Source organism: Anabaena sp. UHCC 0253 (assembly GCF_009712085.1).
Lineage (GTDB): Bacteria > Cyanobacteriota > Cyanobacteriia > Cyanobacteriales > Nostocaceae > Dolichospermum.
Genome location: NZ_VILD01000004.1, coordinates 89,494 through 112,071 on the forward strand (window position 1 = coordinate 89,494; position 22,578 = coordinate 112,071).

Below are 22,578 nucleotides of genomic sequence, written 5' to 3' on the forward strand. Positions count from 1 at the left end.
TGTAATCGCATTTTTTGAAAAGATGATTGGCAATTTCGGAAAATTGATGATGAAGATTCTTTACTTTTGGCTTTTGAGGGCGATAATGGGAGATGGAATTGCTACGCCAAAGTTAGAGAAGAACAAAAACAATTTGTATTTTATTCCATTTGTCCTGTACAAATATCAGAAGATAAAAGATTAACCATTTCTGAATTTATCACCAGGGCAAATTATGGCATGATTAATGGTAACTTTGAAATGGATTTTAATGATGGAGAAATTCGTTATAAAACTAGTATAGATGTAGATGGAGATCAACTGAGTTCTGCACTAATTAAAAATATAGTTTATGCCAATGTCACCATGATGGATGAATATTTACCAGGAATTATAAATGTAATTGAAAGTGATATTTCTCCTGAATTAGCTATTAATAAAATAGAACAAAATCAAGAGATTAACCAATCATTAGATCAAGTTGAACAGTTACCATTGATTATAGCTGTTGATGAACAAAAAGAGGATCTTAAAACCCAAGAGAGAACTCCATATATACTAACAATATTAACACCAGAAGAAATTGCCCAATTTCATCACGCATTACAAGTAATGCCTCCTTATCAACATAAACAAACTAATGCTATATTGGAGAACCTTAAAAAAGAACTTATTTCCAGATTAGGGGAATTAGGAGAAACAATATTTATTCAAGCAAATATCTTTTTCAAAGAAATAACAATATCCGCAAAAAATATTAAATTGATTCAAAGATATTCAGGAATAGCGGGAAAAATACAGTCACTAGTAGAAAAATTACAGAATTTGAGCCAAAAATATGATGAATTACCTATAAATGCTCCTGAATTAAAAGCAATTTCCGATTTACAAACATTATTTAATAGTGTTGAACAACGGTTACAAGAATTACCAACTGATGCACTAATTGGTAATAAAGAAGTAGAATTATTGGTAGAAATTGAAGACTTGAGAGCAAATTTAGTTCGCCGAGAGAAGTTGTTATAAGTAATGTTAGTAAATCAATGGTGATGGATAGGATTACAGATTTTGTAACTGATAAATGCCATTATAGATTCAGTAACAGCGATCGCTACCCTCACCGAAAGCATCGCATTGCAGTTATGCACATTCGATAGAGAAGTAGTAGGGATAAGGGTAGAGAGAAAAGTAAATAAACCTACATTTCAAGAAATTCAAAATCTTCCTGATATAGGACAACAGAATATTCAAACAAAAAGAAATCCTACTCATCAACCATTCGACAGAGAAGTAGTAGGGATAAGAATAGTTATATAATCCGTAAATTACCCAGGGGGAATATGACTGACTGTTTTATACATACTTTTCCAGGTGAACAGATTAGACTTGTAAATAATCCTCTGGAAGACCTGGATGACTTGCAACTGGCAACTTTAGGTGTTGAATTTATTCAAGAATTTTACTCATTTATACAACCCCTCTCTGCTGATTTGATGGTTGTTTTCCGAGATACTGATTGGTCTGCTATGAGTAATATAGCGCCATTACTTCCACACTGGTATATTCAAGCTTTATCTGCACCTAGCAACATAATTTTAGGAGCAGGATTTACTAATCCCGATCCACAAGTTTCTCAAGCTCCCCAACTTTCGCCAGAGATTTTATTCAACTGGATAAAAACTGCATTGGAGCAAGACTGCACAAATCCTGATTATAGAATTACTTGGCGAATTATCCATATTTACGCAACTCGAACACGTCTATTTAATGAACAAGAATTTCAAGCAAGACAGTCATTGTTGTTAAATTCCAATGCTGGAGAACTGAATATTCCTATCGAGAGATTAGAGGATGGCTTGTGGGTTTCAGGGCCTGTCAAAGAAACATCCATTGAACCTCCTGTCACCTTTGCACTAAGTCAGGAATATGGAGGTTTGTCTGCTGACATGATGATTCATTGGTCTTTATGGACACAGCCTGGTCAGCCTGAACAAATAGCACTTCAAGATGCTATATCTCGCTTGTTAAATAAAGGTTGGGAAAAAGCCTAGATTTCCGTAAATCCAAGTCGCTAAACAGATTTTGTAACTAATACCATTATCCAAGCAGGAATAGAGTTTGTGCTGAGTATGTTAACCCCAGCATCTGCATTTGTGAAAGCCTGTAAAATGATTATTGATGTTGTCAAATTCTTTATGGAACGCGCTCAACAAATAGCTGATTTGATAAATGCCATTATAGATTCAGTAACAGCGGCTTCGCTGTCCGTAGACATCGCTAGTAGCAATAGGAAAAGCAACTCAAGCCATAGAAAATGCCCAGGGATATCTTTAATAAATTGAAAGAAATTAGCTTCCTCCAGACTCCTACAAATACTGATGCAAAGATAAGATTTTTGTTAAGCTTCCTGGAAAATTAAAATTTGAGTAACTTTTAAGACAGAAAAAAGTAGTGAATATTACGAATTGTATGTAATTAAGACCAATATCGCCGACGAATAGGAACGAAAATAAGTGTTCAAGAAAGTGGTCATCATTGGATGTTTAACCCTATTGTTGCTGATAGGGTTATTGACAGGAAATGCTTCTGCACAAACTTCAATTCCTGGACCTGCTCCTGATCCAGGAGATACAGCATTTATGCTCATATCATCAGCCATGGTATTGTTGATGACACCGGGGTTAGCATTTTTCTATGGTGGATTTGTGCGATCGCAGAATATTCTCAACACATTAATGATGAGTTTTGTGTTGATGGCGATTGTCGGAGTAACCTGGATTCTCTGGGGTTACAGTTTTTCCTTCTCACCGGGTAACTCGATCATCGGTAGTTGGCATTGGATGTTTGGGAATGTGGGTTTAGAAACTCAAGGCTATTTACCCCACATGGCTTATGAAGATGCCCTCAAAGCCGCAGATCCTACCTATGCTGATGTCACTTCCTATGCTAAGACAATTCCCCATCAAGCATTCATGATCTATCATGCCATGTTTGCAATTATCGCCCCAGCCTTAATTTCGGGAGCGATCGCCGAACGGATGAGTTTCCGTGCCTATTGTCTATTTGTGCTGCTGTGGTCAACCTTCATCTACACACCCCTAGCGCACATGGTTTGGGCAAAAGGAGGATTTTTAAGTTTATATGGCGGACTAGGCGCTCTAGACTTTGCTGGGGGTACAGTCTTGCATATTAGTTCCGGTGTTTCGGCACTAGTCGCAGCCATTGTCCTCGGACCCAGAAAAAATTATCCCAATCGTCTTAGCCCCCCTCACAATGTCCCCTTTATTTTGTTAGGTGCTGGCTTACTTTGGTTTGGCTGGTTTGGCTTTAACTCTGGAAGTGCCTTATCTGCTGGCACAGTAGCCACAGTAGCCTTTGTTGCCACTAATACATCAGCCGCGGCTGGGGCATTAATGTGGTTGATTTTAGAAGCCCAATTAAGGGGAAAACCTACTGCTGTAGGCGCAGCCACGGGTGCTGTAGCTGGTTTAGTTGGTATCAGCCCAGCCGCAGGATTTGTCACACCTCTAGGAGCAATGTTAATAGGTTTCATGACTGCTTGTGTCTGCTTCTTTGCTGTCAGTTTCAAGCATAAGTTACGGATTGATGATGCCTTAGATACCTACCCTATACATGGCGTTGGTGGGACTGTAGGTGCGATTTTCACAGCCATCTTTGCCACAACTCAAGTTAATCCCGGAGGTAAAGATGGTTTACTGCGTGGTAACTTTAGTGAATTATTTGTAGAACTAATAGCGATCGCTCTAGCCTATATTGTAGCCGGATTGGGAACTTGGATCATTCTCAAAATTATTAGTGCTACAGTCGGTTTACGAGTTCCAGAGCAAACAGAAAATCAAGGTTTGGATATCCACGAACACGGTGAAGAAGGTTATAACTCCGACTTCGCTGATCGCATTTCTCATAAGTAGTCAGTAGGGAGCAGGGGGGCAGGGAGCAGGGGAGTAGGGGAGCAGGGGAGTAGGGGAGCAGGGGAGCAGGGGAGCAGAGGAGCAGGGGAGCAGGAGAAATAATTCTTACCAATCACCAACCCTTCGGCTACGCTCAGGGCAAGTCACCAATCACCAATGACAACTGACAATTACCCATGACCAGATTTACAATTAATTCAATATCGGTAATGTTTCCTAGTCGTGTCTAATCGTGTAAAAACCTTTCCTTTCTGGGGATTCTTAGCATTGTTAACTAACATCATCCTAATGTTAGCGGTCATTTTATTGATTTGGCGACAGCAAAAACTAATCCCTGGATTAGAAACCACAGCTATCCCAAATCCCCCAGAACCAGTTAACCTCAACTGGAAAAATCAATATGTACCCCCAGAGTTGGGTCCTCGTCATAAACTCAGTTATCCCCAATGGTTAGACATTCTCAAACAAGAAGCGAAAGCAACTGTTGAAAAAAATCCCCAGCGATTAACTATCCTCGCAGGAGATTCTCTGAGTTTATGGTTTCCACCGGAGTTATTACCTGAGGATAGATCCTGGCTAAATCAGGGCATCTCTGGGGAAGTTAGCAATGGATTGTTACAAAGATTAGATTTTTTTGACCGCACCCAACCAGATATGATTTTAGTTATGGTGGGGATTAATGATCTAATTCGGGGACTAGGTGATCAGGAAATTTTAGGTAATTATCGGCGAATTATCAATTATCTGCAAAAAAAACACCCCCAAGCAGAAATTGTTGTGCAGTCAATTTTGCCTCATGGTGCAGAAGGAACAACTTGGGAAGGAAAAGAAAAACTCCTAGCTATTCCCAATCTGCGGATTCGTCAGTTGAATGAGGAATTGAATAATATCGCTACTGCAAAAGGTGTCAAATATCTCAATTTACATCCTTTATTCACTGATAAACAAGGTAATCTCCGTTCAGATTTTACTACCGATGGTTTACATCTGAGTCCCCCTGGTTATCTAGTTTGGCGGACTGCTTTACAAATGTATACTAACCAACAAGTAGCACCCCAGCTTCCTCAACCACAAAAGATCAACTCAGGAAATAGGATATAAATCACAATTTTCTGTATTAATCGTCTCCAAGCGCGAGAAAATCAAAAATAGTAATTTTAGTGGCTTATTTCAAATGGATACAAAAGCTTTTAAACGCAGCCTCCAACATTCAGCCAATTACAATCGTAAGGGTTTTGGTCATCAAGCGGAAGTTGCTACACAGTTACAATCTGAGTATCAGAGTAACTTAATTCAGGAAATACGCGATCGCAATTACACTCTCAAACGTGGTAATGTCACTATCCAACTAGCTCAAGCATTTGGTTTTTGTTGGGGTGTGGAACGGGCTGTAGCTATGGCCTATGAAACTCGTCAGCATTTCCCCACGGAACGCATTTGGATTACTAACGAAATTATTCACAATCCCTCTGTGAATAAACGAATGCAGGAAATGCAGGTAGAATTTATTCCCCTCATTGATAAGGTAAAAGATTTTTCTGTTGTTGGTAAAGGTGACGTGGTGATTTTACCAGCCTTTGGTGCAAGTGTTCAAGAAATGCAAATTCTCAATGATAAAGGTTGTCAAATTGTTGATACTACTTGTCCTTGGGTATCTAAAGTTTGGAACACTGTAGAAAAACACAAAAAAGGCGATTACACTTCAATTATTCACGGAAAATATAAGCATGAAGAAACCGTTGCTACCAGTTCTTTTGCTGGTAAATATTTGATTGTTTTGAATTTAAAAGAAGCAGAATATGTAATTAACTATATTCTCAATGGTGGCGATCGCGAAGAATTTTTAGCCAAGTTTGCTAAAGCTTGTTCTGCGGGATTTGATCCTGATCAAGATTTACAACGGGTAGGTATTGCTAATCAAACAACTATGCTCAAAGGTGAAACCGAACAAATCGGGAAAATGCTAGAGCGAACTATGATGCAAAAATATGGACCAACAGAGTTAAATCAGCATTTTCAAAATTTCAATACCATCTGTGATGCTACTCAAGAACGTCAAGATGCTATGTTGGAATTAGTGGAAGAGAAGGTAGATTTAATGATAGTTATTGGTGGTTTTAATTCATCAAATACTACTCAATTACAACAGATTGCTTTTGATAAAAATATTCCTTCCTATCATATTGATTGTGTGGAACGAATTCAATCAATTAAGACTATTGAACATCGGCAATTAACAGGAGATTTGGTAGTTACAGAAAACTGGCTACCGTCTGGAGAAATTAAGGTTGGTGTTACTTCTGGTGCTTCTACACCAGATAAGGTAGTTGAAGATATAATTGAGAAAATTTTCGCTCTCAAAACAACCGCAGCTTTAGTTTAATTATAGACTCCTGAAAGGGCGCAGACCCTGCGCCCCTACGGACTCCTAAAATCTTCCATTACCTTGAACAATGTGTTTCACAGTTGTCAAAGTTTCCAAACTAATAAATCCCCTTCTATGTCCTTTTTGATTTGACATTCCTAAAAATACTGCGTCTCCCCGTGAGGAGTTGCGAGCAAAACGGGGGGAAGCATTAATGTAGGTGGAGGCGCTATTTACTCCTAAGGCAAATTGACGACTTTCTTGATAGGATTCTGTGACAATGCTATCAGCATGACCACTACTATATTGATTAATCCAAGCGATCGCACTTTCTAAACTATCTACCAATTTAAACGCCACTGTTTTGGTTAAATAAGGTATTCCCCATTCTCCATCTTTTGCTAATTGCAACTGGGGAAAGGCTTCTACTAATTCCGCATCACCTCTGAGTTCAAAACCTTTTTCCTTTAAGCTACTCCACAACACTGATAAGGAAGATGGTAAAGATTGACGATGAATTAAAACTTTTTCAATCGCATTGACTGGATCTGGTTCGCTTTCATGGCTATCCATGATCATCAAGCGCACCATTTCTAAACTACTATTTAGTGACCAGTACAGGTAACAATTACCCATTGCTGATTTTAAAACTGGGCAGGTTGCTTGTCTAACTACTTGTTGAATTAAGCTAGAACGTCCGTAGGGAATAACTAAACTTAAATGCTGATCTTGAGTGACTAAATCTCGCACAGAAGCCCCATGTTCAGCGGTGATTAATTGTACACAACCTGCTGGTAAACCAACTTGAGTAATGGCTGATTGTAGTGAATTAGCGATCGCTGTATTAGAATGACTAGCTTCTGTACTCCCTTTGAGAATAATACTATTACCAGTTTTCAGGCAAAAACCAGCCGCGATCGCCCCTAAATCGGGGAAAGCCTCATAAATAAAGGCGATCACCCCTAAAGGCATTAACTGGGTATAACTTTGGGAGTCTTCCTGTTGATAATCAGCAGTTCTTACTCGTCGCAAAGGATCTGATAATTCCCCTAGTCTTTGCAGAATCTTGATTGTATTCTCCAATCTGGAGGGAGTTAGCTTCAACCAGTCCAAAATTAATTCTGGAACTGCCATTTCTCGACTTGCTTCTAGATCTAATGTATTAGCTTCGAGAATTTCATCAAAATCACATTCTATTGCTTGTGCCATTGCTAACACAGCCCGACTCCTGTCTATCCCCTTAGTAATTCCCAACTTCAATGAAGCTTGAAAAGCGCGTTCTGCACTAGTCATGGGTTCGGGGTAATCATCAATCACTTCACCTGTCATGGAGTTAACGTCTGTAAGTAAGCCAGACCATTAGTGCTGGCAGAATTGCCAACAACACTGCTACCATTGCCCACGAGAGGATGCTGGAACTAGTAGCAAACCACAGGGCTAATGGCAACCATATAATCACTAACACAAAAATAATGCTTAGTGCTATGGGTAAATAGCTTTGTCCTAAGCGAGGTTGAACTATGTGCCAGTTATTTCCTTTCCATCGCCAAGCCCGCTTATAGGGATAGGTTGTAGAAAGTTGTTCTAATACATATCCATTTTCCTCTACAACAAAAATCTGCTGGCAGCGATCGCATCCAAAGGCTTCTGTGAGAGTAATAGGAATCAATTGTCCCTTGCGACGACAAGGACAAGTATATTCCTTATTCAGGTCAATTTTATCTGGTTTTGGAGATTGCACAAGCGAGGTAAATAACTTGAGCGGTTTTTTTACATTATTCCCCAATTATTCTGAAAATCAGTATGGGGAAACCTAAAATTACTTCTAAAAGTTGATGTAGCCCGGAAAGTTTATATTACTATCCCAACTGAAAAAGCCATGACCCACTAGATTAGTAGGAACAAAAGACCGTTTAGCCCTGTTCTCATATCATAGCTTTAAATTAAAAGCGGGTGATGGGATTCGAACCCACGACATCAACCTTGGCAAGGTTGCGCTCTACCACTGAGCTACACCCGCAACTGCACAATAATCTTATTATTCCAGATTTATTATCAGTTGTCAACCCCTAAATTAAATTTTTTTGTCAGTGGTCAGTTGTCGGTGGTAAGTCGTCGGTTTTAACTGGCTAAATTTGGGCGTAGTTGACGCATTAGACTAGCCATTTCGATCGCATTCATGGCATATTCCCAACCATGATTACTTTTAATTCCGGCTCTTTCTAGAGCTTGCTGCATAGTATCTGTTGTCAAAATGCCAAAAATTACAGGTACACCTGTTTGAAAACTAGCCGCAGCAATGCCTTTAGAAACCTCAGCCGATACATAATCAAAATGTGGTGTTTGCCCTTTAATAACCGCACCAAGGCAAATTATGGCATCATACCGACCAGACATAGCCAATTGCCGAGCTACATTTGCCACTTCAAAACTACCAGGGACCCAAACGTAGTCCACTTGTTCACCTTCGGGATCAGGATCGATCCCGTGACGTTTCAAACAATCTTTACACCCTTCTACTAGTTTAAGTGTGACCAAATCATTAAATCGAGCAATGATCAATGCAAACCGCAATGACTCGGTTTGCAGAAAATTCCCTTCAAAAACTGCCATAACTGCCTCTGAATAAATTTACTCTACCTGCTTTATCAATATACTTTTCTATCTTCAAAATAGAAGAGCAGGAAAGCACAATTAGGAAAAAGTCATCGAGAAAAAAAGTTTTTTCCTTTTTGACCCTTTACCTGGGCTTTTCTGCTCCTCTAATCTGTATGTTATGTGTTAGTGGATAATTAAAGCAGTCAATTAAACCACAAAAAAGTTTAATATACCGACTAACACCACTAAAATTGCCCAAATTCCCGAACCAACCCAGAGCAGTTTTTTAGATTCTACCCAGTTTTGAGGAGTGGCGTAAACAACAGGTACACCAACTACAAGCACAAAAGAGAACAAGACTAATGATATTAAGGCGATTTGAAATACTATGGTCATTTTATTTTTCCCAACATAACGAAATCTTAGTTTTGCCCATAACTGTTACTGTATAAGCAGTCTGGGTTTTTCAGTGAACCTCATGAACTCACAAGGCATCACCTGATCAATTAATATTTTACGTCTGGTTTTTGACACTCTCAGCGTCTAAAGACGCTGAGATTCTTTAATCAATGAGCCAACTTACAATTGCTGGATTACTCCAACAAAAACAGAGGTCGATTCTCCTAAAGCGTTAATTCCGGTATGCCCTACCGTACTTGATTTTTGCATTTCATTTCTCACCAAATTTAGCTTTCCTAAACTGCAATACCGTTAGGTATGACTACGCACTCAACCAAATAAGTTAAGTTTTTACGTTGTTTAGTTATACTTAAATTCTAGAATCGTTGAAATTGTATCACATCTACTATTACCATTCGATGAATTAGGCGCAATATTTTCGCCCGTGTCGCTTATATCTCAGCACGCTTTGTGACTGAGCTTTACGCTTACCGGGTAATCTTGTATGTAACAGTTGCTCATTTCTCATCCTGCAATCTGTTATTTCTTTCGAGGATTGGGTATGGGGATTAGAGAAATGATTAAGATAGAAGTGGCATTAGCCATACTTCTGGGTGCAGTCCTTGCGCTCCTACATATATGGATTTAATTCTTTGTCATACAACTGCTGATTTTGATGCTTTAGGGGCAGCAGTGGGGTTAACTTGTCTTAAAGCAGGAAGTAAAATCGTCTTGACTGGAGGGGCCCATCCTCCTGTAAGAGATTTTTTGGCGTTACACCGAGATGAATATCCGTTGATTGAAAGACGTTCGGTAAATCCTGAAAAAATTCGTTCTTTAATGGTTGTTGATACTCAAAAGCGCGATCGCCTGGGTAAAGCTGCTGAATGGTTCGATTTACCTAATGTCCAAGAAATCATCGTTTATGATCATCATCTCGGACAAGAAGGGGATATTCCCACTACCCAATCATATATCGCCCCAGTGGGTGCTACAACTACCTTAATGGTAGAAGAATTGCAAAAAAGCCATATTTCCCTCAATTCTGCCCAAGCAACCGTTATGGCTTTGGGTATTCATGTTGATACAGGTTCATTAACATACAAACAATCTACATCTAGAGATGCTCTCGCATTAGCTTGGTTAATGCAGCAAGGGGCAAATTTATCAGTAATTTCTACTTACCGTGATCCTGGTTTATCGCCACAATTACAACAATTATTAAGTGAAGCTTTAGAAAACTTACAATATCTCTGTTTACGGGGATATACCATTGCTTGGGTGACACTGACAACAGATGGTTTTGTACCGGGTTTATCAAATTTAGCTTCCGAAATAATTGATTTAACCGAATCTGATGCTGTCCTCTTAGCGAATAAATATCCCTTGGGTGAAGATGATTGGCGCTTAACAGTAATTGGGAGAACTCAAATTCCCCATACCAATCTTAATTACTTATTCCAACCTCATGGCGGTGGTGGCCATTCCCAAGCTGCATCTCTCAACCTCCGCACTACAGATGCCCAACCAATTTTACAACAATTATTAGATGGTTTAAAAGCCCAAATTCCCCATCCTCCTACAGCTAGAGACTTAATGTCTTCTCCAGTCCGGACCATTCGTCCTGAAACCACAATAGCCGAAGCACAGCGGATTTTATTACGCTATGGACATTCAGGTTTATCTGTAGTTAATACCCAAGGTTTATTAATAGGAATTATTTCTCGACGGGATTTAGATATTGCTTTACATCATGGGTTTAGTCATGCACCAGTTAAAGGTTATATGACAACTAATTTAAAGACAATTAACCCAGATACTTCTTTACCTGAAATTGAATCTTTGATGGTGATTTATGATATTGGCAGATTACCAGTATTAGATCACGGGCAATTAGTTGGTATTGTCACCCGCACCGATGTTTTAAGAGAATTACATCAATTAACAATTCAAAATAGTGGTTCTGCTAGGCTGCCGGCAAAAAAATTCAAAACTCAAAATTCCGAACATAATTTAGGACTTAGTAGTGAATTAGAAAATCGTCTCGCGCCTCAACTTTGGCAATTACTAACTATAGCATCGCAAGAAGCAGAAAAACGAGGCTGGCATCTTTATTTAGTTGGTGGTGCAGTCCGAGATTTGCTACTATCAGAAGCGGAAACTCACGCCTTAATGATTAATGATATTGATCTAGTAGTTGATGGTTTCCATAAAACCGCAGATGTCGGTGCAGGTGTAGAATTAGCTAAAGCATTACAACCACTTTATCCTCATGCTAGATTAGAAATTCATGGCGCTTTCCAAACTGCGGCTTTATTATGGCACAAAGATCCAGAATTAGATTCATTATGGGTAGATATTGCCACAGCTAGAACGGAGTTTTATCCTTACCCAGCAGCAAATCCAGAAGTTGAAGCTAGTTCCATTCGTCAAGATTTATATCGGCGAGATTTTACTATTAATGCCATGGCATTGAGATTAACTTCTCCCCGTGCTGGAGAATTATTAGATTTTTTTGGTGGTTTTCTAGACTTACAAAATCAACAAATTCGGATTTTACACGCCAATAGTTTTATTGAAGATCCGACTCGGATTTATCGCGGAGTGCGTTTTGCTGTGCGGTTTGGATTTTACATAGAACCACAAACAGAAGCCTATATTCGTTATGCTATCAATAGTGGAGTTTATGATCGGACTAGTCAAACAAATCATAAAACTCCGGCTCTACAAACTCGTCTAAAAACCGAATTAAAATATATATTAGCAGCTTCTTATTGGCAATCAGCTTTAGAATTGCTGAATAGCTTAGGTGCTTTACAATGTATTCATCCTTCTCTCGAATTAGATACAGAACTGGCTCGACAATTAAATTTGTTAGCACGCTGTTTAGAGAAATTTGACCGCAACCAAACTTTAATAAATTGGCAACTACGTTTAGAAGTATTAATAGCTTATTTAAAACCAGAATATCGCCAAAAAGTAGCGAAGAATCTCCAATTAGCTGATGATAGTATCGCCAGATTACAGAAATTATCTCAAATTCAGTCTGAGGTGATGACATTATTGCCGACTTTTGAAAAACCTAGTCAAACTGTCTATTTACTCAAGAAGTATGATTTGCAAACTTTAATCTTAATTGCTTTACAAAGTCCCAGGAAAATTAGAAGACGCATTTGGCAATATTTAACTAACTGGGGAAATATTCAACCGCTGTTAAATGGGAATGATTTAAAAGAATTGGGTTATAAACCTAGTCCTCAATATAAGCAAATGCTTGATGATTTATTAAGTGCTACAGTAGATAGTTTGATTAAGAATAAAGTTGAAGCAAGAGAATTTTTAGCCAAGCATTATCCTCGGTAATTTAGCGACTAGAAGTCGCGGCTACACAGACAAAACCCATCTTCATGGGTTTCAAATTCTGGCGTTGCTGATTAAGAGTATGATTTTGTTATGCCTACGGCACGCTGCGCGAACACGCAGAGGCGCAGAGTCTACAGAGAGTAAGAGTTTGAAATCATTGATTTTTGAATTTCATACCCTAATTCAGCAACGCCCAAATTCTCATTCGTTAGTCACCAGTGCGGTGAATGAAACAATTGTCAATTATCAATTGATAAGATTTTGCCCAAAATGACTGAACACAAGCAACTCCAGTTGGATAATTTGCTAGAATTACGCATTGATTTTGGGAGTTTGATTAATGGCAATAATTTTAGAGATAAATAGTATGAATTTACTATCATGGCAACTACTACAAGCAGGAGTACCTGCTGAGGCAGTTACTAGCCAAGTTGATATGCTGCAAGGACTTATCCAGGCGTTTATTTTAGGGATTGTGCAAGGGATTACAGAGTTTTTACCCATTAGTAGCACTGCACATTTATTAATTGTTACCAAGATATTTGGGTGGAAAGAACTTGGTTCTAAAGATTTTGTTGATGCTATTCAGTTTGGTAGTGTGATTGCTATTTTATGGTATTTTTGGTCTGTGATTTCTAGTTTAGTTAAAGGTGCAATTAAAGCCTTTAAAGATAAAGACTGGGAAAGTGAAGATTGGAAAATTGTTGTGGGGATTACTGTGGGGACAATCCCGGCTTTAAGCATTGGTTTCTTGTTTAAAGATGTCATTCCTGAAAGTGCATTAATTATTGCTATAATGTCAATTGTTATGTCAATTTTGCTAGGTTTAGCCGAGAAAATTGGGACTCGCAAACGAGGTTTCGATACGTTAGAAATTAGAGATGGTATTTTGGTAGGATTAGGACAAACTCTAGCTTTACTTCCTGGAGTTTCTCGTTCTGGTGCAACTTTAACTACTGGGTTATTTCTAGGATTAGAAAGAGAAGCAGCAGCGAAATTTTCATTTCTGCTAGGGTTTCCAACTTTGACGATCGCTACTTTATACAAAAGTCTGAAAATCTTCCAAATGTTTCAATCTCAACAGTTACCAAATAATATTGTCATCCTACTAATTGTTGGCATCATTTCCACCTTTATTTTTTCCTATTTATCAATTGCCTTTTTAATCAAATATTTACAAACTAAAAACACATTTGTTTTTGTTTGGTATAGATTGGCTTTTGGTATTTCCATTTTATTAGCGATCGCCAGCGGTTGGCAAGGATAACCCTGTTATGTAAGAATTCAGGAATCAGGAGTCAGGAGTCAGAATATTCCCTATTCCCTGTTCCCTGTTCCCTGCGATGCACTGAGCTTGTCGAAGTGTTCCCTGTTCCCTGTTCCCTGTTCCCTGACTCATGACTACCATTCAACCTGCTAAAATTACTAAGGTGCTTCCTGACTCAATTGCTTCCGAAATTGGCTTTGAAGCCGGGGATGCGATTGTGGCTATTAATGGCACACAACCCCGTGATTTAATTGATTATCAGTTTTTATGCGCTGATGAAATTTTGGAATTAGAAGTTTTAGATACGACTGGAAAAACTCATCATGTAGAAATTGAAAAAGATTATGATGAGGATTTAGGATTAGAATTTTCTACAGCTTTATTTGATGGTTTAATTCAGTGTAATAACCGTTGTCCTTTTTGCTTTATTGATCAACAACCACCGGGAAAACGTTCTAGTTTATATTTAAAAGACGATGATTATCGCCTAAGTTTTTTGTATGGTTCTTACCTAACTCTTACAAATTTGACAGCAAGAGAATGGCAAAGAATTGAACAAATGCGGTTATCTCCTCTGTATGTTTCTGTGCATTCCACAGAACCAGATGTGAGAATTAGACTTTTGAAAAATCCTCGTGGTGGAGAAATTATTTCCCAAATTCGTTGGTTTCAAGAACGAAGATTACAAATTCATGCTCAAGTCGTGGTTTGTCCAGGAATAAATGATGGTGAACATCTAGAAAGGACATTACAAGATTTAACATCTTTTCATACTGGTGAATTACCAACAGTAGCATCAGTAGCAGTTGTTCCCGTGGGTTTAACGCGGTTTCGTCCCCAGGAAGATGAGTTAATTCCCGTGACTAAAGAAAAAGCACAAGAGGTAATTTGTCAAGTTAAATTACTCTCTCAACAATTTCGGAAAAAATATGGTTCTAATGTGGTGTGGTTAGCTGATGAATGGTTTTTAATTGCAGGGGAAGAACTACCAACAGAAGCTGAATATGAAGAGTATCCACAAATTGATAATGGTGTTGGTTCAATTCGTTTATTTATTAAACAATTTACCCAAACTGCAACTGAGTTATTACCACCAAAAATTACACAGCCCCGCAGATTAACTTGGGTTGTTGGTAATGCAGTGGAAACAGCATTTCAACCACTTGTACAACAATTAAATACTGTAGCAGGATTAGAAGTAAAAATACAAGCTTTCTCTAGTGATTATTGGGGACAAAGTATCAGTGTCACGGGTTTATTAACAGGACATGATTTACTTTTAAACTTAAAAGGGCAAGATTTAGGAGAGGGAATTTTATTACCTAGTGTTATGCTTAAACATGGGGAATTGGTATTTCTAGATGATATGACGGTTGAGGAAGTATCTAAAAAATTGAATGTCAGTATTTTCCCAGTAGCGGGAGTAGAGGAATTAATAAATACTTGTATACAATAGGATTGATAATTGACAACTAACAACATTACGGGCGAAGCATTCGGTGTAAGGGCGTTCGAGAAGCGTGCTGGAAGCATCAGCATTCGGAAGATAAATTATCGGTTTTTTCCCAAGTTTACTTTCCGAATGCTTCGCCCTTACGACAACTGACAACTGACAACTGACTAATGAATAACAAAACAGTCGGATTTATTATTTTAAATATTAACCTTTTCCTGTTTAATATCTTGGGAATATTACCTGCAAAAGCTACCAATAATACTCCTGTATTTAGTGTAGTGAATAGCCAAAATAATCCTGAACAGTGGAGGGGAATTAGTAACCGTTTACAGAAACTAGGTGTGAACTATTGTGTCATTTCTTTGAGTAACGTCAAAAATAAGGCTGATTGGGGTAAACCACAGGTATTATTTTTGCCAAACGTAGAGGTATTGACAACAGAACAAGCGATCGCTTTAGATCAATGGGTAAGTCAAGGTGGTTACTTAATAGCTACTGGACCAGTTGGTAATTTATCCACCCCCGGAGTTCGTCAATTATTACGAAAACTGCTGGGAGGGGCTTGGGGATTTAGCTTAAATACTGCGGAAAATTTACAACCCACAAACACGACTATTCCCAATTGGGTAAATCAATCAGAACTTTTTGGGATAGTTCGAGGTGGTGTCATTATTCCTAATAATTCTCCTAGTCAAACTGCTGTAGTTTGGAACTCAAAAGATCGTCCATTAGCAATATTAACAACAGAAAAATCTACCTTATTAGGTTGGCGTTGGGGAACAGATACTGTCGCCCCAGAGGGGTTAGATATTGCTTGGTTAAAAGCCTCTTTGAATCGGCATTTAAAATTACCAGTTAATAGTAAACTAAAAATTGCGAATCCTGCACCAAATTGTCAGCCAGCAACTATAAATACACAAAATCAACCACAAACTCCCACTTCTCCAGTCCAACCTAAAACTATATCCCAAAATGTCCAAGATCCAATTAATCAACTAGAACAAAACGTGCGTTTAGATGTTATACCTAATTCTAACTTACCGATTGATCAAAAAGAAGCGATCGCTCTGCAAACAGAATTAGAAAATCTCATTAGCCGTGTAGAAAGCGCCCATATAGCAGCCTCAGTTACTAATTTGTCTAGAGTAACTAATTCTCAAATCAAAAAAATAGAACCTAGAAAAACAGCGCCATCAAACTTAGAAAAAACCTTGATCAAAGCCAGGAATTCCGTCAAGTATCTCCCCTTATTAATTGAACAGAAAAACTATGCAAAGGCGCGGCAATTATGGTTGCAAACAAAATCTGATTTGTGGCAACAATTTCCGATTAATCAACAATTAGCCCAACCAGAAATCCGTTCAGTTTGGTTAGACAGAGGCACAATTGTTAAAGCTGGAAACGAAGCCGAATTAGCCAAAATTTTTGATAAACTAGCACAATCTGGGATTAACACCATCTTTCTAGAAACAATCAATGCTAGTTATCCTATTTATCCCAGTCAAATAGCACCCCAACAAAACCCTCTCATTCGTGATTGGGACCCTCTCGCCAGCGCCGTCAAATTAGCCCATGCTAGGGGAATGGAGTTACACGCTTGGGTGTGGGTATTTGCAGCCGGAAATAGCGCCCATAATAAACTTATTAATGCTAGTCCTGATTATTTGGGTCCCGTACTTGCAGCAAATCCTGATTGGGCTAACTATGATAACAAAGGTAACATTATTCCCATTGGTCAGACCAAACCTTTTTTCGATCCAGCCAATCCTCAAGTCCGGGAATATTTACTGAAACTATATACAGAAATTGCTACTCGCTATCAGGTAGATGGTATCCATCTAGATTACATTCGTTACCCTTTTCAAGACCCTTTTGTAGGTCGTACCTATGGCTATGGTAAAGCCGCAAGAGAGCAATTTCAACAACAGACGGGGATAGATCCTTTAGATATTTCCCCCAGTCAGCGGGAATTGTGGCAAAAATGGACAGCATTTCGGACTCAACAGGTTGATAGCTTTGTGTCCGAACTATCAAAGACGTTGCGACAAAAGCGGAAAAATCTGATTCTGTCAGTAGCCGTTTTTCCCTTACCAGAATATGAACGAATGCAAAAGATTCAACAGCATTGGGAAGTATGGGCAAGACGGGGAGATATAGATTTAATTGTGCCAATGACTTATGCTTTGGATACGCCGCGGTTTCAACGATTAGCCCAACCCTGGATTAGTTCGACAAAATTAGGTGCTACCCTATTAGTCCCCGGAATCCGTTTACTGTCTTTACCAAGCATAGGTGCATTTGATCAACTGCAACTGATTCGAGATTTACCAGTCAGTGGTTATGCCTTGTTTGCAGCCGAAAACTTTAATTATGAACTTGAGCAAATATTTAATAGTACCCAAGGGAGAAAAAATGACCCTATACCCCAGCGTCAACCTTTTCGCACTGCGGCTTCTCGTTATGCAGCGTTGCAAACAGAATGGCAGATAGTCCAAAATAATGGTCAATTATCCATGTCTGCGATCGCTAATACTGAGTTTAATAACCGAGCTAAAGAATTACAAATAGCTTTAAATCAACTGGCAAATGCCCCTACCGCCATTAATTTAATTACAGCTAGAAAGACTTTAACCCGTTTCCAGTCACAATTTCCCACCTGGATACAAGCAGAAAATTCTTCCAATCCTTATCAAATTAAAGTTTGGCAAAACCGTCTTTTGACCATAGAACGATTAATACGTTACGGTGAAAGAAGAGTGAATCTGCGTCGGCAGACTAGTACCAGTGTGAATTAAAAATTAATAATTGTAGCAACTGCCAAGGTGGTTAGGACATTAACTAATGATAAAACAAAAAACAGAAACAGACTTCCCACCCTGTCACGTGCTATAAAAATGAACATAATTTGGTCTGATCTCAAAACCTGGATAGAGAATTTTTGTCTACGATTTTCTAAGTCTAAATTTATACCTTTGTTAAGGAATAGTGATGTTTCTATAGATAGTGAAAAACGCTTTTGCTTTCTAGCCGAATCTATCCCCCAACAAGTCTGGATTGCTGATATTGATGGCAGTATTGAGTATGTCAATCAAAGAACCCTAAATTACTTTTGCTGTACCAAAGCAGAGATTCTGGGCTGGCAATGGTTAGAAATGGTACATCCCGACGATGTATCAACAACTCTGACTGCTTGGAATTATGCCTTAGTAACAGGCACAAATTATGAAATTGAATTTCGTCTTTACGACAAAGCTTCCCAATCCTACCGTTGGCATTTAGGACGGGCTGTACCTTGGAAAAATCAGCAAGGTAACATTATCAATTGGTTTGGAACAAATACAGATATTCATGACCGATTATCAGCAGAAATTTCCTTGCAAAATAGTGAACGTCGGTATAAAACTATTACCGCAATATCACCAGTAGGAATATTTCATACAGATGCTTTAGGCAATTGCCGTTATGTTAATGACCGTTGGTGCGAAATTACTGGTATCAACAGAGAAACAGCCCTGAATATGAGTTGGATTAATACTATTCACCCAGAGGACCGAGAACGAGTTGAAGCCGAGTGGTATCATGCTCTTACACAAAAGCGGCCATTCCGTTCCAAATACCGTTTTCAGCGTTCTCACGGAGAAGTAACTTGGGTTGTAGGTCAGGCTGTAACAGAGATAGACACAGGAGAAAAAGTTATTGCCCATGTCGGGACTATCACTGATATTAGTGATTATAAACAAGTTGAGGAAGCTTTAGCTGAACGGTTGCGATTAGCTGATTTGCAAGCTGATATAGATGCTATTTTAACCCGATCAGAAAGTTTGGAAGCGATGCTGCGCGGTTGTACGGACATTTTAGTTCAACATCTTGATGTTGCTTTTGCTCGAATTTGGATACTCAATCAAAAAAATAATATCTTAGAATTACAAGTCAGTTCGGGAATGTATACCCATATTGATGGATTTCATAGTCGCATACCTGTGGGTAGATTAAAAGTTGGTTTAATTGCTCAAGAGGGTAAACCTTATTTTACGAACTCTGTACCAAATGATCCGCAAATTAGTGATCAAGAATGGGTAAAAAGAGAGGGAATAATGGCTTTTGCTGGTTATCCCTTAATTCTTGAAGGTGAAACTATAGGAGTAATTGCTATATTTTGTTGTCAAAAAATTAGCGAACTTATTTTTAATGCTTTGTCTATTTTAGCAGATGAAATAGCCTTGGGTATTCAACGGAAAAAAACTGAAATTGCCCTGAAAGAAAGTGAAGAACGTTTTCGCAATTTAGTCGAAACTAGCAATGATTGGATTTGGGAAGTTGATCAAAATGCTGTTTATACCTATGTAAGTCCCAAGGTTTACAATATTTTAGGTTATGAAATCAAAGAAATGCTGGGTAAAATTCCTTTTGATTTTATGTCATCAGCACAAGCAGAAAATATCAATAATGATTTTGCAGAAATTTTTATCTCACCACGACCTTTTCAATGTTTGGAAAATTTGCAAATTCATAAAAATGGTTATCAAGTTATACTAGAAACTAGTGGAGTTCCTATTTTTAATGTTGCAGGACAATTCTGTGGTTATCGTGGCACAAGTCGAGATATCACCCTTCAGAAACAGGAAGCAGCCAAGTTAAAAGAAACTCAGCAGTGGCTTCAGGCAATTTTAGATAATTCTCCGACAGTGATCTATGTCCTAGATCCTGAAAATAGATTTATTTTAGTTAATCGGCAATTTAAAATCCTATTTAATCTGACTCAAGAGGATATTGTTGGTAAACATTTGAATGATATTTTTCCTGTTGATGTTGTCAATCGGTTTGCTGAGTATAATTTTCAGGTATTATCATCTGGTATTCCTCAAGAAAGGGAGGAAATTGTGCCTTTAGCAGATGGAATCCATACATATTTATCTGTTAAGTTTCCTTTGAAAGATGTTAATGGTATTTCCTATGCTTTATGTGGAATTTCTACAGATATTACGGAGCGAAAACGATCAGCAGAATATTTCCGGTTATTAATTGAAAGTGTTAAAGATTATGCAATTTATATGCTAGATCCTCAAGGACGGGTAATGAGTTGGAATTCTGGTGCAGAATGTATTACTGGATATACAGCATCAGAAATTATTGGCAAAGATTTCTCCTGTTTTTTCCCTCCAGAAGATATTTTGAATTCTCTCCCCCGTCAACAATTAAATAGAACAGCTATAGAGGGACGTTGCGAATGTGAAAGTATTTTTGTTCGCAAGGATAATTCTCAGTTTTGGGCAAATTGTATTTTAACGGCTTTGTATGATGATTTTGGTAACTTACGTGGTTTCTCAAAAGTGACCCGTGATATTACAGAACGCAAGTTAGCAGAAAAGTCTTTATTGCGGTTACAAAAGGCGATAGAAAGTACAAGTGATGCTATCAGTATTGCCGATATTACTGGAAAAGCAATTTATGTTAATCCCGCTTTTACGGAAATATTTGATTATACATTTACTGAGTTAAATGAACAGGGCGGATTATCAGCTAATTTTAAAATTCAGGAAGTATTTCAAACAGTATTTAGCACTGTCCAAAAAGGTGATTCTTGGCGTGGGGAAGTGACAATGGAAACCCGGAATGGTCAGGCTGTACAAATTCATTTATGCACAGATGCGATTAAAGATGCTACAGATACAATAGTTTCTTTTGTCAGTATATATACAGATATTACCCAACGAAAATTAATAGAAGAAGATTTGCGATTAAGTAACCGAGCGATCGCTGCTAATAGTAATGGTATTATCATCGTTGATGTGACTACTGTCCATAAACCGATTATTTATGTTAATCCTGCTTTTGAAAAGATGACAGGATACTTAGCCGCAGAGGTCATTGGTCAGAGTTTTCCTTTATTCACTGATATTCATATCAATCAATCTAGTTTAACACAACTCACTGCTGCCATAGAAACAGGACAAGATTGCACAGTTATTTTACGTAATTCATCTCAAAATGGTAACTTATTTTGGCATGAATTAAATATTTCTCCTGTTTATGATCATCATCATCTGATTACTCACTATATTGGTATTCAAACAGATATCACTGAACGTAAACAAGCAGAAATAGCATTACTTGTCAGTCAACAACGATTGCAATATTTACTCCATTCCAGTCCCGCTGTCATCTATACCTGCAAAGCTTATGGTGATTATGGTGTTACCTTCATGAGTGAAAATGTTAAATCCATTATGGGTTATGAAGCTAGTGAATTTGTAGCAGAATCTGATTTTTGGTATAGTCATATCCACGCAGAAGATAGAGAATATGTAATTACCGAAATGTCAACCACCGTACAAAGACAAGGTGAGTACATTCTAGAATATCGCTTTTTACATCAAGATGGTGTTTACCGTTGGGTATATGATCAAGGTAAAGTAGTATTAGATCAATCTGCTAATCCCATCGAAATAGTTGGTTATTGGGCTGATATTACAAATCGTAAACAATTGGAACAAGAACTAATAGTAGCACTTGAGAAGGAAAAAGAACTAAATGAACTAAAATCCCGTTTTATCTCCATGACTTCCCATGAATTTCGCACACCTTTAAGTACAATCCTTTCTTCCTCTGAGTTGTTAGAACACTACCGCCACCGCTGGACCGAAGAAAAACAACTAACTCATCTTCGTCGTATTCAAATGGCTGTTCAACGCATGGCAGAAATGTTAAATGATGTTTTAGTCATTGGCAAAGCGGAAGTAGGTAAATTAGAATATAAACCTATTTATATTGATTTGGTTGCTTATTGTCATCAATTGCTAGAAGATGTAAAATCCCATGGAAATAATCACAAAATCATTGATTTTAATTGTCAATATCAATCTATCCCCTGTTACATGGATGAAAAATTACTTAGTCACATTCTAACTAATCTCCTTTCTAACGCTATTAAATATTCACTTCATGCCGATATTGTTAAATTCACCCTTATTTGTCAAGAGGGAAAAGTAATATTTGAAATTGAAGATCAAGGAATTGGCATTCCGGAAGCAGATATCTCTAGATTGTTTGAATCTTTCTATCGTGCTGGTAATGTTGGTAATATCCTGGGGACTGGACTAGGACTAGCAATTGTCAAAAAATGTGTTGATATTTATCAAGGGGAAATTTCCTTCACCAGTCAAGTTAATGTTGGTACTAAGTTTACTGTTACTCTGCCTTTAAATTAAAAAAATCATCG

Annotated in this window: 14 protein-coding genes, 1 tRNA gene and 1 pseudogene; 11 read left to right on the forward strand and 5 right to left on the reverse strand. The window is 38.1% G+C overall.

Annotation, left to right across the window (positions count from 1 at the left end):
• Positions 1 to 36: 36 nt before the first annotated feature.
• From FJR38_RS12265 to FJR38_RS12290, 6 genes and pseudogenes are all read left to right on the forward strand, one after another.
• Positions 37 to 1,005 (forward strand): annotated as a pseudogene (locus tag FJR38_RS12265) (YbjN domain-containing protein); the annotation flags it as partial.
• Positions 1,006 to 1,319: 314 nt separating this feature from the next.
• Positions 1,320 to 2,030, forward strand: coding sequence for a hypothetical protein (locus FJR38_RS28485; RefSeq protein ID WP_254449443.1), 711 nt, complete (start codon positions 1,320 to 1,322; stop codon positions 2,028 to 2,030).
• A 69-nt stretch (positions 2,031 to 2,099) separates the two neighbouring features.
• Positions 2,100 to 2,321, forward strand: coding sequence for a hypothetical protein (locus FJR38_RS12275; protein WP_168537317.1), 222 nt, complete (start codon positions 2,100 to 2,102; stop codon positions 2,319 to 2,321).
• A 171-nt stretch (positions 2,322 to 2,492) separates the two neighbouring features.
• Positions 2,493 to 3,911 (forward strand): ammonium transporter, encoded by a 1,419-nt coding sequence (locus tag FJR38_RS12280; protein ID WP_168537319.1) that lies wholly within the window; start codon positions 2,493 to 2,495, stop codon positions 3,909 to 3,911.
• A gap of 288 nt (positions 3,912 to 4,199) precedes the next feature.
• Positions 4,200 to 5,012, forward strand: a complete 813-nt coding sequence (locus FJR38_RS12285) for an SGNH/GDSL hydrolase family protein (RefSeq protein WP_174763986.1) — start codon at positions 4,200 to 4,202, stop codon at positions 5,010 to 5,012.
• Positions 5,013 to 5,085: 73 nt separating this feature from the next.
• The gene (locus tag FJR38_RS12290) at positions 5,086 to 6,294 is read left to right on the forward strand and encodes a 4-hydroxy-3-methylbut-2-enyl diphosphate reductase (RefSeq protein ID WP_168537323.1); all 1,209 of its coding nucleotides are present in this window, start codon (positions 5,086 to 5,088) and stop codon (positions 6,292 to 6,294) included.
• A gap of 45 nt (positions 6,295 to 6,339) precedes the next feature.
• Here the strand turns inward: FJR38_RS12290 and FJR38_RS12295 are convergent, their stop codons facing one another.
• The 5 genes from FJR38_RS12295 to psbZ all read right to left on the reverse strand — a co-directional run bounded on the left by FJR38_RS12295 (position 6,340) and on the right by psbZ (position 9,270).
• Entirely contained in the window at positions 6,340 to 7,605 is a 1,266-nt protein-coding gene (locus FJR38_RS12295) for a glutamate-5-semialdehyde dehydrogenase (RefSeq protein WP_168537325.1), read from the reverse strand.
• Between the two features lie 4 nt (positions 7,606 to 7,609).
• Complete coding sequence (locus FJR38_RS12300; protein ID WP_168494404.1) at positions 7,610 to 8,017, reverse strand: hypothetical protein; 408 nt, start codon at positions 8,015 to 8,017, stop codon at positions 7,610 to 7,612.
• A 207-nt stretch (positions 8,018 to 8,224) separates the two neighbouring features.
• A tRNA-Gly gene (locus FJR38_RS12305) sits at positions 8,225 to 8,296 on the reverse strand.
• A gap of 101 nt (positions 8,297 to 8,397) precedes the next feature.
• Positions 8,398 to 8,889, reverse strand: coding sequence for a 6,7-dimethyl-8-ribityllumazine synthase (gene ribH, locus FJR38_RS12310; RefSeq protein WP_168494406.1), 492 nt, complete (start codon positions 8,887 to 8,889; stop codon positions 8,398 to 8,400).
• 192 nt (positions 8,890 to 9,081) lie between these two features.
• Positions 9,082 to 9,270: a photosystem II reaction center protein PsbZ gene (gene psbZ / locus FJR38_RS12315; RefSeq protein ID WP_168494408.1), complete on the reverse strand. Its 189-nt coding sequence runs from the start codon at positions 9,268 to 9,270 to the stop codon at positions 9,082 to 9,084.
• A gap of 642 nt (positions 9,271 to 9,912) precedes the next feature.
• On the opposite strand from psbZ, the gene FJR38_RS12320 reads away from it, so the two are divergent.
• The 5 genes from FJR38_RS12320 (at position 9,913) to FJR38_RS12340 (ending at position 22,567) form a co-directional block, all read left to right on the forward strand.
• The gene (locus FJR38_RS12320) at positions 9,913 to 12,636 is read left to right on the forward strand and encodes a CBS domain-containing protein (RefSeq protein ID WP_168537327.1); all 2,724 of its coding nucleotides are present in this window, start codon (positions 9,913 to 9,915) and stop codon (positions 12,634 to 12,636) included.
• Positions 12,637 to 12,976: 340 nt separating this feature from the next.
• Positions 12,977 to 13,903 carry an undecaprenyl-diphosphate phosphatase gene (locus FJR38_RS12325; RefSeq protein WP_168537329.1) on the forward strand — a complete coding sequence of 309 codons (927 nt, stop codon included), beginning with the start codon at positions 12,977 to 12,979 and terminating at the stop codon, positions 13,901 to 13,903.
• 130 nt (positions 13,904 to 14,033) lie between these two features.
• Entirely contained in the window at positions 14,034 to 15,359 is a 1,326-nt protein-coding gene (locus FJR38_RS12330; RefSeq protein ID WP_168494414.1) for a TIGR03279 family radical SAM protein, read from the forward strand.
• 167 nt (positions 15,360 to 15,526) lie between these two features.
• Positions 15,527 to 18,154 carry a family 10 glycosylhydrolase gene (locus FJR38_RS12335; RefSeq protein ID WP_168537331.1) on the forward strand — a complete coding sequence of 876 codons (2,628 nt, stop codon included), beginning with the start codon at positions 15,527 to 15,529 and terminating at the stop codon, positions 18,152 to 18,154.
• A gap of 99 nt (positions 18,155 to 18,253) precedes the next feature.
• A complete protein-coding gene (locus tag FJR38_RS12340; protein WP_168537333.1) occupies positions 18,254 to 22,567 on the forward strand; it encodes a PAS domain S-box protein in 4,314 nt (1,437 codons plus the stop codon).
• Positions 22,568 to 22,578: the final 11 nt, after the last annotated feature.